This is a genomic window from Streptomyces sp. NPDC014864 (genome assembly GCF_043081525.1).
Taxonomy (GTDB): domain Bacteria; phylum Actinomycetota; class Actinomycetes; order Streptomycetales; family Streptomycetaceae; genus Streptomyces.
Window position 1 is genome coordinate 89,426 of sequence record NZ_JBIBWT010000005.1, and the last position, 13,790, is coordinate 103,215.

The 13,790-nt window shown below is 73.6% G+C and carries 10 protein-coding genes and 2 pseudogenes; 10 read left to right on the forward strand and 2 right to left on the reverse strand.

What is annotated here, in order from left to right:
* Positions 1-7: 7 nt before the first annotated feature.
* Together alc and ACF1A5_RS10895 are read left to right on the forward strand one after the other, a co-directional pair.
* Positions 8-1,138: an allantoicase gene (gene alc, locus ACF1A5_RS10890; protein ID WP_392192517.1), complete on the forward strand. Its 1,131-nt coding sequence runs from the start codon at positions 8-10 to the stop codon at positions 1,136-1,138.
* Positions 1,139-1,309: 171 nt separating this feature from the next.
* Positions 1,310-1,936 (forward strand): dihydrofolate reductase family protein, encoded by a 627-nt coding sequence (locus ACF1A5_RS10895; RefSeq protein ID WP_392192518.1) that lies wholly within the window; start codon positions 1,310-1,312, stop codon positions 1,934-1,936.
* 251 nt (positions 1,937-2,187) lie between these two features.
* Here ACF1A5_RS10895 and ACF1A5_RS10900 read toward each other — a convergent pair.
* A pseudogene (locus ACF1A5_RS10900) lies at positions 2,188-2,755 on the reverse strand (alcohol dehydrogenase catalytic domain-containing protein); the annotation flags it as partial.
* A gap of 76 nt (positions 2,756-2,831) precedes the next feature.
* Here ACF1A5_RS10900 and ACF1A5_RS10905 point away from each other — a divergent pair.
* Positions 2,832-2,954 (forward strand): annotated as a pseudogene (locus ACF1A5_RS10905) (LuxR C-terminal-related transcriptional regulator); the annotation flags it as partial.
* A gap of 204 nt (positions 2,955-3,158) precedes the next feature.
* On the opposite strand, the gene ACF1A5_RS10910 reads toward ACF1A5_RS10905, so the two are convergent.
* Positions 3,159-4,199 carry a Gfo/Idh/MocA family oxidoreductase gene (locus tag ACF1A5_RS10910; RefSeq protein ID WP_392192519.1) on the reverse strand — a complete coding sequence of 347 codons (1,041 nt, stop codon included), beginning with the start codon at positions 4,197-4,199 and terminating at the stop codon, positions 3,159-3,161.
* A 119-nt stretch (positions 4,200-4,318) separates the two neighbouring features.
* Here ACF1A5_RS10910 and ACF1A5_RS10915 point away from each other — a divergent pair, with 119 nt between their 5' ends.
* From ACF1A5_RS10915 to ACF1A5_RS10945, 7 genes are all read left to right on the forward strand, one after another.
* On the forward strand, positions 4,319-5,068 hold the full coding sequence (locus ACF1A5_RS10915; RefSeq protein WP_392192782.1) for a GntR family transcriptional regulator: 750 nt from the start codon (positions 4,319-4,321) through the stop codon (positions 5,066-5,068).
* A 271-nt stretch (positions 5,069-5,339) separates the two neighbouring features.
* On the forward strand, positions 5,340-6,344 hold the full coding sequence (locus ACF1A5_RS10920) for a sugar ABC transporter substrate-binding protein (protein ID WP_392192520.1): 1,005 nt from the start codon (positions 5,340-5,342) through the stop codon (positions 6,342-6,344).
* On the forward strand, positions 6,341-7,480 hold the full coding sequence (locus ACF1A5_RS10925) for an ABC transporter permease (protein ID WP_392192521.1): 1,140 nt from the start codon (positions 6,341-6,343) through the stop codon (positions 7,478-7,480). Before ACF1A5_RS10920 ends, ACF1A5_RS10925 begins: the two co-directional genes overlap by 4 nt.
* Complete coding sequence (locus ACF1A5_RS10930) at positions 7,477-8,286, forward strand: ATP-binding cassette domain-containing protein (RefSeq protein ID WP_392192522.1); 810 nt, start codon at positions 7,477-7,479, stop codon at positions 8,284-8,286. The genes ACF1A5_RS10925 and ACF1A5_RS10930 overlap by 4 nt, the downstream gene beginning before the upstream one ends.
* A gap of 209 nt (positions 8,287-8,495) precedes the next feature.
* Positions 8,496-9,644 carry an ROK family glucokinase gene (locus ACF1A5_RS10935; protein WP_392192523.1) on the forward strand — a complete coding sequence of 383 codons (1,149 nt, stop codon included), beginning with the start codon at positions 8,496-8,498 and terminating at the stop codon, positions 9,642-9,644.
* A complete protein-coding gene (locus tag ACF1A5_RS10940) occupies positions 9,641-10,222 on the forward strand; it encodes a sugar kinase (protein WP_392192524.1) in 582 nt (193 codons plus the stop codon). The genes ACF1A5_RS10935 and ACF1A5_RS10940 overlap by 4 nt, the downstream gene beginning before the upstream one ends.
* An 84-nt stretch (positions 10,223-10,306) precedes the next feature.
* Positions 10,307-13,159 (forward strand): SNF2-related protein, encoded by a 2,853-nt coding sequence (locus ACF1A5_RS10945; RefSeq protein ID WP_392192525.1) that lies wholly within the window; start codon positions 10,307-10,309, stop codon positions 13,157-13,159.
* The last annotated feature ends 631 nt before the right edge of the window (positions 13,160-13,790 follow it).

A 13,790-nucleotide genomic window follows, 5' to 3' on the forward strand; every position in this document is an offset into this window, starting at 1 on the left:
GATCACCGTGACGGCGCAGCAGCAAGCCCGTTGGCCCCGCTTCACCGGCGACGCGAACCCGTACGGAGGGGGCGACCCCTACGCGGACTACCGCACCGCCGACTTCCCCTTCACGCACCACGCCGACCTCGCCGACCGGCGGCTCGGCGCCGGAGTCGTCGCCGCCAACGACGAGTTCTTCGCCGAGCGCGAGAACCTGCTGCTGCCCGGGCGTGCCGAGTTCGACCCCGAGCGCTTCGGGCACAAGGGCAAGGTCATGGACGGCTGGGAGACCCGGCGCCGCCGCGGCACCTCGGCCGAGCGTCCCTGGCCCACCGCCGACGACCACGACTGGGCGCTGATCCGCCTCGGCGCGCCCGGCGTGGTCCGCGGCATCGTCGTCGACACCGCCCACTTCCGCGGCAACTACCCGCAGGCCGTCTCCATCGAGGCCACCTGCGTACCCGGCTCCCCCTCGCCGGAGGAGCTCCTCGCCGACGACGTGAAGTGGACGACGCTGGTGCCGCGCACCCCTGTCGGCGGCCACGCGGCCAACGGCTTCGCGGTGGACGCCGAACAGCGCGTCACCCACCTGCGGGTCAACCAGCACCCGGACGGCGGCATCGCGCGGCTGCGCGTGTACGGCGACGTCGTGCCGGACCCGAAATGGCTGGAAGTGCTCGGCACCTTCGACGTCGTCGCCCTGGAGAACGGCGGCCGGGTCGAGGACGCCTCCGACCGCTTCTACTCACCGGCCACCAACACCATCCAGCCGGGGCGCTCCCGCAAGATGGACGACGGCTGGGAGACCCGGCGCCGCCGCGACCGGGGCAACGACTGGATCCGCTACCGGCTCGTCGCGCGGTCCCGGATCCGCGCGATCGAGATCGACACGGCCTGTCTCAAGGGGAACAGCGCCGGCTGGGCGTCCGTCTCGGTGCGGGACGGGGAGGACGGCGAGTGGACGGAGGTCCTGCCGCGCACCCGCCTCCAGCCGGACACCGCCCACCGCTTCGTCCTGCCCGCGCCCGTCGTCGGCACCCACGCGCGCGTGGACATCTTTCCGGACGGAGGCATCTCCCGCCTGCGCCTGTTCGGCTCCCTGACGGACGAGGGCGCCGCCCACCTGGCGGCCCGCCACCAGGAACTGGGCGGCTGAGCCGGCCCGAGCGACCGGTGAGGTGCGCCGGCCCGGCAGGGGGGAATCCGGCGATCGACCGATGAGTTGCGGACGGCGGCGGGGTCTGAGCTGATGACCAGGGAGACCGCCCCTGGAAACCGGCTCGGGGATCCCGGCTCGGGGATCCCTCCCCAGGAAGGAAGGCCCCCCATGGGCAAGCTCGTCCTCACGACCTTCGTCACCCTCGACGGCGTCTACCAGGCCCCCGGCGGCCCCCGGGAGGACACCAGCGGCGGCTTCGAGCAGGGCGGCTGGAGCGTTCCGTACGGCGACGAGGACTTCGGCCGGTTCGTCACCGAGGTCTTCGACCGTGCGGGCGCCTTCCTGCTCGGCCGCCGGACGTACGACATCTTCGCCGGCTACTGGCCGAAAATGACCGACCCCGCCGACCCCATCGCCTCCCGGCTCAACGGCCTGCCGAAGTACGTCGCCTCCTCGACCCTGACCGACCCCGCCTGGCAGGGCACCACGGTGATCGGCGGCGACCTCGCCAAGGAGGTCACCGCCCTCAAGGAGCGCACCGCCGGCGAGCTCCAGGTCCACGGCAGCGGCGCGCTCGCCCGCTCCCTGTTCGCCCAGGACCTCGTGGACACCGTGCACCTGCTGACGTTCCCCGTCGTGCTCGGCGCGGGGCGCCGGCTCTTCGCGGAGGGGGCCGTCCCCACCGCCTTCATCCACACCGGCGGCCGCGTCACCGCCGCGGGCGTCTCCATCCAGTCGTACGACGTCGCGGGCCGCCCGCGCTACGGCTCCTACGAGCTCCCGGAGGACGCCTGACCGTAGCCCCTCCCGGCGAGAGCGCCGGACGGGCTGGGAGGTTGACTCCCGGAAAACGCTCGACCTGCTCGACCAGGGCGGGCCCTACCCGTACACGCAGGACGGGACCGTCTTCCAACCGGGAAGGCGTCCTGCCCCAGCAGTCGTCCGGCTACCGGGATGCATCCGCAGTGCGCCGGCTCGTCAGCAGGGAGAGCAAGTCATTACCACGAGTACACGGTCGTCACGTCCGGTTTCTTCACGCGTGGCGCCTCCACGGCTTCGGCCGCGCCCAGTGAGCGCACGTGCCCGTGGTCGCGCGGTGAGGCGGTGGCGAGCACGCACGCGCCCGCCCGCTCCGCCAACTCGAGCAGCGCACCGCCCACGTTGCCGCCGCGCCGCCGACCAGGACGGCGTCGCCCGCGCGCAGGCCGCCGGGGGTGAAGAGGGCCGGGTGGGCGGTGGTCGCGGGATGGAACACGGCCACCGCCTCCTCCGGGCGCACGCCGCACGGCAGCCGGTGGAGCCGGACGGCCGGCACCACCGCCTGCTCGGCGGCCGCGCCCTGCCGGCCCTGGTGGCCGAGGCTGTTGCACCACCCCGGCTCGCCCACCGCGAAGCCGGACCCCGCTGCCGCCACCGCGCCCACGAGGTCCCGACCGATGACGAACGGGAAGCTCAGCGGCGTACGGAAGAGGCCCGAACGGACGAACGTGTCCACCGGGTTGACGGTGGTGGCCAGCACGTCCACCAGCACCTCGCCGGAGCCCGGCCGGGGGGCAGCTCATCCCAGCGGATGAGGTCGGCTGACCCCAGTCGTTCGACGTAAGCGGCGCGCACCGAGCGCCGGTTTCCACCCCGCCGGCCTGCCCGCGCGCGGAGCGGCCGGCCGAACGGCGCCGGTCGGCTGGTAGGGCTGAGCGTGGCCACCGTCAAGACCCACGTCTCGCGCGTCCTCGCCAAGCTCGCCTTCAACCACCGCGTCCAGATCGCCCTGCTCGCCCATGACGCGGGACTCCGCGAAGAGGACGCGCCGTAGCGTCACTTCGCGAAAACCGTCACGCGTTGACCGTCCAACGGCAACGGCAACGGCAACCGCAACCGCAACCGCAACGGCAACGGCACGGGCGTCCGGCCCCGGTATCGGCCTCCGACTCCCGTGCCGTCCGTGGGCAGGCGCCCGGCGCGCTGCCCGCGCGCCGCCGGTCACCGCAAGTGGGCGCCCCGCCGTCCCGCTGGCCGGTCACCGGGGCCCGGCGCCCGCTCCCGCCGTGCCTCCCGGGCCCCCCGGGATCTCCGCGAGGGCGACCGGGCGCCGTTCGCGTCGGGACAGCTCGCAGGCCTCGGCGACGCGCAGTGCCTGCAGCGCCTCGCGGCCGTCGCACGGGTTGGCCCGTTCGCCGCGCACGACCTCGACGAAGGCGCACAACTCGGCCGCGTACGCGGGCCCGAAGCGCTCCAGGAACCCGGTCCAGGGCTTGTCCGCGGCCGGCGGCCCGGTCGGTTCGGTGGACGCGATCGGCGTGCGGTCGTCCAGGCCGACCACGATCTGGTCCAGTTCACCGGCCAGCTCCATGCGGACGTCGTACCCCGCGCCGTTCAACCGGGTCGCCGTCGCCGTGGCGAGCGTGCCGTCGTCCAGGGTGAGCAGCGCCGCGCCCGTGTCGACGTCGCCCGCCTCGCGGAACATCGCCGGCCCGGCGTCGGACCCGGCCGCGTACACATCGACGACCTCGCGCCCCGTCACCCAGCGCAGTACGTCGAAGTCGTGGATCAGGGTGTCCCGGAACAGCCCGCCGGACAGCGGCAGGTACGCCGCCGGGGGCGGTTTCTGGTCCGAGGTCATCGCGCGGACGGTGTGCAGGCGACCGAGCCGCCCCGAGCGCACCGCCTCCCGGGCGCCGGTGTAACCGGTGTCGAAGCGGCGCTGGAAGCCCATCTGGAGGACCGTCCCGGCCGCGTCCACCTCGGCGAGCGCCTGCAGCGTGCCCGGCAGGTCCAGCGCGATCGGCTTCTCGCAGAACACCGGAAGGCCCGAGCGTGCTGCCCGACCGATCAGTTCGGCGTGGGCGGACGTCGCCGTGGTGATCACCACGGCGTCCACACCCCACTTGAAGATCTCGTCCATGCCCGGCGCCGCCGTCTCGCCCAGCCGGTGGGCGAGTTCCTGCGCCCGTGCCGGATCGGCGTCCGTGAGGATCAGCGACCCGACCTCGCGATGGCGACTGAGTGTGTTCGCGTGAACGGTGCCGATGCGGCCCGTTCCGATGACCCCGATGCGCATGGGAAACAAAGTGATGGCCGACCCGGGACGCTGTCAATGTGCATGTCCTGACAATCTGACTACACGACTTCCCGTCAACAGGCCACGGCGTTACGCTCGTGGCCGTGCCCAAACCTCAAGTGGACCCGACCGTGGCCATCGAGCTCCGAGTGGACCGGAGCTCTCCGGTGCCGTTGTACTTCCAGCTGTCCCAGCAGCTGGAGGCCGCGATCGAGCACGGAACACTCACGCCCGGCAGCCTTCTGGGCAACGAGATCGAGCTGGCCGGACGCCTCGGGCTGTCCCGGCCCACGGTCCGCCAGGCCATCCAGTCCCTGGTGGACAAGGGCCTGCTGGTGCGCCGCCGCGGTGTCGGCACCCAGGTCGTGCACAGCCAGGTCAAGCGCCCGCTGGAGCTCAGCAGCCTCTACGACGACCTGGAGGCGGCCGGGCAGCGCCCGGCGACCAAGGTCCTGGTCAACACCGTCGTGCCGGCGTCCGCCGAGATCGCCGCCGCGCTCGGCGTGCCCGAGGACGGTGATCTGCACCGGGTGGAGCGGCTGCGGCTCGCGCACGGCGAACCGATGGCGTACCTGATCAATTACCTTCCGCCGGGCCTGCTCGACCTGGACACCGCGCAGCTGGAGGCCACCGGCCTGTACCGCCTGATGCGTTCCGCCGGGATCACCCTGCACAGCGCCCGGCAGTCCATCGGCGCCCGTGCCGCCACCGCCGCCGAGGCCGAGCGGCTCGGCGAGGCGGAGGGTGCCCCGCTGCTCACCATGCAGCGCACCACCTTCGACGACACCGGACGCGCCGTCGAGTTCGGCACGCACACGTACCGGCCGTCCCGCTACTCCTTCGAGTTCCAGCTGCTCGTACGACCCTGAGGGGGCCCCGCACCGCCCCAGGGCCCGTCCCGGGCCGTCCCGGACCCGCCTCGCGGCCGCCGCGCGGGCGCCGTAGGACCGTCGCACGACCGTCCTACCCCTGTCGCACGACCGCCGTACGGCCGTCGTAATGTTCGGACAATGTGACCGCGCGGCGCTCCCCGCCCGCCCCCGCCGCTGGGCATGTGTTCGATAATGCGACGTTCGGGGCTGATGAGTCTGTCATCGGCCCCTTGCGTACGTTCGAACACGGCAAGAAGGGCACGGCCTCGTGGCACGGTTTCCAACCTGGCTAGGCATCGCGCTCGCGGGGGCTGTCACGCTGTCCCTCGCGGGGTGCAGCAGCACCGGCGGCAAGCGCGCGGAGGACGCCCGCGAGGCCGCGGCGGCCCGGGGCAGGGCGGCGGTGAACACGCCCCGCTGGACCTTCGCGATGATCACCCACTCCGGTGACGGCGACACCTTCTGGGACATCGTGCAGAGCGGCGCCAAGCAGGCCGCCGTCAAGGACAACGTCGACTTCCTGTACTCGCACGACGACGAGGCCCAGCAGCAGGCGCAGCTCGTGGACGCGGCGGTCGACAAGAAGGTCGACGGGATCATCGTCTCGCTCGCCAAGCCCGACGCGCTCAAGGCCGCCGTGGCCCGCGCGGAGAAGGCCGGCATCCCCGTCATCACGGTCAACTCCGGTTCGGCCCGGTCCAAGGCCTTCGGCGCGCTCACCCATGTCGGCCAGGACGAGACCGTGGCCGGCGAGGCGGTGGGCGACGAGCTGACCAGGCGCGGCCGCAAGAAGGCGCTGTGCGTCCTGCACGAGCAGGGCAACGTCGGTCACGAGCAGCGCTGCGCCGGTGTCGCGAAGACCTTCGGCGGCACGGTGGAGAACCTCTACGTCAACGGCACCAACATGCCCGACGTGCAGTCCGCGATCGAGGCCGGGCTCCAGGCGGACACGTCCGTCGACGCGGTCGTCACGCTCGGCGCCCCCTACGCGGACACCGCCGTGAAGGCCCGGGCGGACGCGGGCAGCAAGGCCGAGATCGACACCTTCGACCTCAACGCCAAGGTCGCCGCCGAGCTGAAGGACGGCACACTCGGTTTCGCCGTTGACCAGCAGCCGTACCTCCAGGGCTACCAGGCCGTGGACTTGCTGTGGCTCTACAAGTACAACGGCGACGTCCTCGGCGGCGGCCGGCCGGTGCTGACCGGCCCGCAGATCGTCACCAAGGAGCAGGCGGCCGCGCTGGAGGAGTACACGAAGCGGGGCACCCGATGAGCGCCGCGACGGACGGCACCCCCGAGACCACCCCGGACGCCCCCCGCGGTGGGAGGCCGGTGGCCACCCCAGGTGGCCGGCCGGACGGCGACCCCGCCCCCGCCGCCCCCCGGGCCACCGCTGACGAAAGGATTCTGCGCGCCTCCCCGCTGCGGAAGCTGCTCTCCCGCCCCGAGCTGGGCTCGGTCGTCGGCGCGCTCGCCGTCCTCCTGTTCTTCGCGTTCGCCGCGGACGGCTTCCTGCGCGCCTCCAGCCTGAGCACCGTGCTCTACGCGTCCTCGACGATCGGCATCATGGCCGTCCCGGTCGCGCTGCTGATGATCGGCGGCGAGTTCGACCTGTCGGCAGGCGTGCTGGTGACGTCGTCCGCGCTGGTCTCGTCGATGTTCAGCTACCAGATGACGGCGAACGTCTGGGTGGGCGCGGGCGTGTCGCTGCTGATCACCCTGGCGATCGGCGCCTTGAACGGCTTCGTGCTGACGCGGACCGGCCTGCCGAGCTTCATCGTCACTCTCGGCACCTTCCTGATGCTGACCGGCATGAACCTCGGCTTCACCAAGCTCATCGACGGCACGGTCTCGACCAAGACGATCGCCGACATGGAGGGCTTCCCCTCCGCGCACGCCGTCTTCGCCTCCGCGCTGACCGTCGGCGGCGTCGACTTCAAGATCACCATCGTGTGGTGGCTCGGCCTGGTCGCCCTGGCCTCCTGGATCCTGCTGCGCACCCGCACGGGCAACTGGATCTTCGCGGTCGGCGGCAACAAGGACGCGGCCCGCGCGGTCGGCGTACCGGTCGCCCGGACCCGGATCGGCCTCTACACGGGTGTGGCGCTCGGCGCCTGGATCTCCGGTCAGCACCTGCTCTTCTCCTACGACGCCGTGCAGTCCGGCGAGGGCGTCGGCAACGAGCTGATCTACATCATCGCCGCCGTGATCGGCGGCTGCCTGATCACCGGCGGCTACGGCAGCGCCGTCGGCTCTGCGGTCGGCGCGCTCCTGTTCGGCATGACCAGCAAGGGCATCGTCTTCGCCGAGTGGAACCCCGACTGGTTCAAGTTCTTCCTCGGGGCGATGCTGCTCCTCGCGACCCTGCTCAACGCCTGGGTCCGCAAGCGCGCGGAGGCCGCCAAGTGACGCAGACCGACACCGCCGTACCCGCCACCGCCGCACCGCTCGTGGAGCTGTCCGGTGTCAGCAAGCGCTACGGCACCGTGCGCGCCCTCGAAGGGGTCTCCCTGGAGGTCCACCCCGGGCAGATCACCTGCGTCCTCGGCGACAACGGCGCCGGCAAGTCCACCCTGATCAAGATCATCTCGGGCCTGCACCGGCACGACGAGGGCCTGCTGCGCATCGAGGGAGAGGAGACCCGGCTGTCCTCCCCGCGCGAGGCCCTGGACCGCGGTATCGCCACGGTCTACCAGGACCTCGCCGTCGTCCCCCTCATGCCGGTGTGGCGCAACTTCTTCCTCGGCTCCGAACCGCGCAAGGGCAGCGGCCCCTTCAAGCGCATGGACGTCGACCTCATGCGCCGGACCACCCGCGCCGAACTGCGGCGCATGGGCATCGACCTGCGCGACGTCGACCAGCCCATCGGCACCCTGTCGGGCGGCGAGCGGCAGTGCGTGGCGATCGCGCGCGCGGTGCACTTCGGCGCCAAGGTCCTCGTGCTCGACGAGCCGACCGCGGCGCTCGGCGTCAAGCAGTCGGGCGTGGTGCTGAAGTATGTGGCTGCCGCACGGGACGAGGGCCTGGGCGTGGTGTTGATCACCCACAACCCGCATCACGCGTACCTGGTGGGTGACCGGTTCGTCCTCCTGCGACGCGGGGCCATGGCGGGGCATCACACACGGGAGGAGATCACCGTGGACGAGCTGGCCCGGCAGATGGCGGGCGGGAGCGACCTGGAGGATCTGCGTCATGAGCTGCGTCGCGTCTCTTAGCGTGGGTGCGGCTGTGGCCACGGCGCCGGCTACGGGTGCGTCCGGGGCTGCGGCGGAGGCCGGGGTTGCAACTGGGGTCGGGGCCCCGGCCGCCGGTGCGGAGGCGAGCCCGTGACCTGCCCGGACGTCCTCGCGCCGGGCGGACGGGGGCACCGCCCCCACCCTCCCTGTGCGGCATTCGACGTGAGCGTGCGGCAGAATCGGCCCCGATGAGCACCTACCGCGACCTCGCCGCCCCCATCGGCTCCCGGCGCGCCCCCGTCCTGCGGACGGTCGGCACGCGCGAGCGCCGCTCGCTGCTGACGGCGCCCCGCGTGCCGACGGTCGGGATCGACATCGGGGGCACCAAGGTGATGGCGGGCGTCGTCGACGCCGACGGCAACATCCTGGAGAAGCTCCGCGCGGAGACCCCGGACAAGTCCAAGAGCCCCAAGGTCGTCGAGGACACCATCGCCGAGCTGGTGCTGGACCTGTCCGACCGGCACGACGTGCACGCCGTCGGGATCGGTGCGGCCGGCTGGGTCGACGCCGACCGCAACCGGGTGCTGTTCGCGCCCCATCTGTCCTGGCGCAACGAGCCGCTGCGCGACCGCCTCTCCGAGCGCCTGTCGGTCCCGGTGCTGGTGGACAACGACGCCAACGCCGCCGCCTGGGCCGAGTGGCGCTTCGGCGCCGGCCGCGGCGAGGACCACCTCGTCATGATCACGCTGGGCACGGGCATCGGCGGCGCGATCCTGGAGGACGGGCAGGTCAAGCGCGGCAAGTACGGGGTCGCGGGCGAGTTCGGGCACATGCAGGTGGTGCCCGGCGGACACCGCTGCCCCTGCGGCAACCGCGGCTGCTGGGAGCAGTACAGCTCCGGCAACGCGCTGGTCCGCGAGGCCCGCGAACTGGCCGCCGCCGACTCCCCGGTCGCCTACGGGATCATCGAGCGCGTCAACGGCAACATCTCCGACATCACCGGCCCGCTGATCACCGAGCTGGCCCGCGAGGGCGACGCCATGTGCGTCGAGCTGCTCCAGGACATCGGCCAGTGGCTCGGCGTCGGCATCGCCAACCTGGCCGCCGCCCTCGACCCGTCCTGCTTCGTCATCGGCGGTGGCGTCTCGGCGGCCGACGACCTGCTCATCGGGCCCGCGCGGGACGCCTTCAAGCGCCACCTCACCGGCCGCGGCTACCGCCCCGAGGCCCGGATCGTCCGCGCCCAGCTCGGTCCCGAGGCCGGCATGGTGGGCGCCGCCGACCTGGCCCGGCTGGTCGCCCGGCGCTTCCGGCGCGCCAAGCGCCGCCGGGTCGAGCGGTACGAGCGCTACGGGCGGTACGCGGAGGCCCGGCGCGCGACCCGGGAGGCCCTGTGACCATGTCGCTGCCACGCCAGGCGGCGCCCCCGGACGAGCCGCCGCCCCGGCCCGAGGACCGCCGCCACCGCAACCGCCGCAGGGCCCTCACCCTGCTGATCATCGTGCTGCTCATCGGCGTCCCGGCCGGCTACCTGGTGATCTCCGCCAACCAGAGCCGCAACAGCGGCAAGGACAAGGAGGCCAAGTACTCGGCGACCGGCCTCACCGCCGGTTACCCCTCGAAGGTCCAGCGCCGCCTCTACCAGGTCCCGATCCCGCACCCGGCGGACCGGGTCGCCTACTACGAGACGAACAACTGGAAGACCAGCCGCCTCTACGTCCAGTTCCGGACCACCCAGCCCGGTCTCGAGACGTTCCTCACCGCGATGGGCGTCAGCCGGAGCGATCTGAAGAGGGGCGAGATCAGCGTCGGCGCCCGCGACCGGCGGGTCACCGGCTGGACCTTCGCGGACCCGGGCCCGTGGTGGGGCCTCCACCACGGCCAGAAGAACCCGGCCCCCACTCAGGACGTGGTCGTCAACATGTCCAACCCGGTGCTCCCCATGGTCTACGTCGTCTCCCGCACCGTCCCCTGACCCCTCGCCGGGGCCGATTGTCAGACCCCGCCCGTAGAGTCGAAGACGATCGATTCGACCAGGGTGCGGGAGGTGACAGGACGTATGAGCGACGTGGCGGTGGCGGACCCGGCGGCGGACGCCGTGTCCGTGCGGCTCGCCTCCGTCTTCCTGCCCGCCCCCCTCCCGCGCGACGGCCGCGTCGCCTTCTGGGACCCCGAGGGCGAGGTGTGGCCCGTCGCCCCGCCCGTACACGCGGAACTGACGGTCGTCCGACGGCACGGAGCGGGCGCCCGCCGCAAGCCCGCCGCCGCGCTCGCGCTGCCCCTGGAGGAAGCGCTGCCGCACCTGGTGCGCGCGCGGCACGACCCGGCCGCCCACCCCGCCACCGCCTGCTGGGGCGCCGCCGCCCTGCACGCGCTGCGGCTCACCGCCCGCGGCCGCCTGCTGCCCGGCCTGACCCCCGCCGGGCAGGACGCCTGGCGCGCGGGCCCCCTGGACCCGGACGACATCGCCCACCTGCGCGCCATCGCCGCCGCCCTGCCGTACGAGGGCCACGCGGTCCCGCTGCCCGGCCCCGGCCCGCTCCGTCTGCCGGAACCGGAAGCGCTGGTCCGCGCCTTCCTCGACGCGGTCGCCGACACCCTGCCCCGCACCCCCGCCGCGCCGTTCGCCTCCGGCAGGCCCTTCGCGGACCGCAGGCCGCAGCGTCTGCCGGACGCCCACGACTGGGCCGCGGAGGTCGCCGCCGGCATGGACGCCGGGGTGCGGATCTCGCTCCGCCTGGACCTGGCGGCCTACGACCTCTTCGACGCCGGGGCGGGGACCGGCGGCGACGCGGCCGGGCCGGCACGCAACGCGGGCGCGGCGGTCGTACAGGTGCACAGCCTCGCCGACCCGACCCTCGTGACCGACGCGGCCGCGCTGTGGGCGGGCGAGGCCGACACGGCGTTCGGTCCCCGCGCGCAGGTGGACGCCGCGCTCGCGGTGCGGCGCGCGGCCCGTGTCTGGCCCCCGCTGGACCGGCTCGCCGAGCAGGACGTGGCCGACGTGCTCGCGCTGTCGGAGGACGAGCTGACCGACCTGCTCGGGGTCGCCGCGACCCGGCTCGCGGCGGCCGGCGTGGCGGTGCACTGGCCCCGGGACCTGGCGCAGGACCTGACCGCGGCCGCGGTGGTGCGGGCCGCGCCGGGCTCGGCGACCGACGGCACCGGCTTCTTCGAGAGTGAGGAACTGCTGCGGTTCGGCTGGCAACTGGCCCTCGGCGGCGACGAGCTCACCGACGCCGAGATGGACGCGCTCGCCGAGGCGCACCGCCCGGTCGTGCGCCTGCGGGACCGCTGGGTGCTCGTCGACCCGGCCCTCGTCCGCAAGGCCCGCAAACGCGAGCTGGGCCTGCTCGACCCCGTCGACGCGCTCTCCGTCGCCCTCACCGGCACCGCCGACGTCGACGGCGAGACCGTCGAGGCGGTCCCGGTCGGCGCGCTCGCGGCGCTGCGCACCCGGCTGACGGCGGGGGTGGCTCCCGCGGAACCGCCGCAGGGGCTGCGCGCCACCCTCCGCGACTACCAACTGCGGGGCCTGGCCTGGCTCGACCTGATGACCTCCCTCGGCCTCGGCGGCTGCCTCGCCGACGACATGGGCCTCGGCAAGACGGTCACCCTCATCGCCCTGCACCTGAAGCGGGCCCGCAGGGAACCGACCCTGGTGGTCTGTCCGGCCTCCCTGCTGGGCAACTGGCAGCGGGAGATCACCCGGTTCGCGCCCGGCGTGCCCGTCCGGCGCTTCCACGGCCCGGACCGCACCCTGGACGGCCTCGACGCCGGCTTCGTGCTCACCACGTACGGCACCATGCGGTCCACGGCGGCCCGGCTCGCCGAGCAGCCGTGGGGCATGGTCGTCGCCGACGAGGCACAGCACGTCAAGAACCCCTACTCGGCGACGGCGAAGGCACTGCGCACCATCCCGTCGCCCGCGCGCGTGGCCCTCACCGGCACCCCCGTCGAGAACAACCTCTCCGAGCTGTGGGCCCTCCTCGACTGGACCACCCCCGGCCTCCTGGGCCCCCTGAAGTCCTTCCGCGCCCGGCACGCGCGCGCGGTGGAGAACGGCGAGGACGAGGAGGCGGTGGAGCGCCTGGCCCGCCTGGTGCGGCCCTTCCTGCTGCGCCGCCGCAAGTCCGATCCCGGCATCGTCCCCGAACTGCCGCCCAAGACGGAGACGGACCACCCGGTCCCGCTCACCCGTGAGCAGGCCGCGCTGTACGAGGCGGTGGTGCGCGAGTCACTGCTGGCCATCGAGACCGCCCGGGGCATCGCCCGCCGGGGCATGGTGCTCAAGCTGCTGACCTCGCTCAAGCAGATCTGCGACCACCCCGCGCTCTACCTGAAGGACGAACACCCGCGCGGCGGCGCGGACCGGCTCGCCGCGCGCTCCGGCAAGCTCGCCCTGCTGGACGAACTGCTGGACACCCTGCTCGCCGAGGACGGTTCGGCCCTCGTCTTCACCCAGTACGTCGGCATGGCCCGGCTCATCGCCTCACACCTCACCGCCCGCGCGGTCCCCGTGGACCTGCTGCACGGCGGCACCCCGGTGCCGGAGCGCGAGCGCATGGTGGACCGCTTCCAGAGCGGGGCGATTCCCGTCCTGGTACTGTCGCTGAAGGCGGCCGGCACCGGCCTGAACCTCACCCGCGCGGGCCACGTCGTGCACTTCGACCGCTGGTGGAACCCGGCCGTCGAGGAGCAGGCCACCGACCGCGCGTACCGCATCGGCCAGACCCAGCCGGTGCAGGTGCACCGGCTGATCACCGAGGGCACCGTCGAGGACCGCATCGCCGAGATGCTCGCCGCCAAGCGTGCCCTGGCCGACGCGATCCTCGGCTCCGGCGAGTCGGCCCTCACGGAACTCACCGACCGCGAGCTGTCCGACCTGGTGTCGCTGCGGAGGGAGGCGTGATGGCTCCCGAGCGAACCGACACCGACGTCCCGGGCCCGGGCAGGCAGGAGCCGCCGGCCGACACCACGGCACCTGCCGCGCGGCCCACCACGGCGCACCTGGCACCCGGGCATCCGGACTCCGGGACTTCGGAATCCGGCCGTCCAGTGCCTGACCACCAGCCCACGGCCCCGCGGTCCGGTCACGCGGAACCCGGCCACCCGGAACACCGGCCCGCCGACGCGGCCCGCCGCGCCCTGCGGGCCGCTCGCGAACAGCAGTCGGCGACGGGCGACGAGACCGAACGCGCACCGTCCCGGCCCTTGAGCGACCCGATCAGCCACCCGCCCCATCCGGCGGATACCGCCCGCCCGGCCGACCCGCCCCGCCCGACGGATACCGCCCGCCCGGCCGATGCCGCCCGCCCGGCCGATGCCGGCCGCCCGGCCGATGCCGCCCGCGCGGCCCTGCGCCGTGCCGTCTCGGACCGGCGCGCCGACCGGGCGGCCCCCGCCGACCGCAGTGACGCTGCGGATGTGGCTGGACGCGGTGCAGGGGCGGCCGCCGTCGGCCGTGGTGCCGGTGCACATAGCGCCGACAGCACCGCGGCGGAGTCCACCAGGCGCGAGGTCACGGAGTCCTCCGGCCGCGA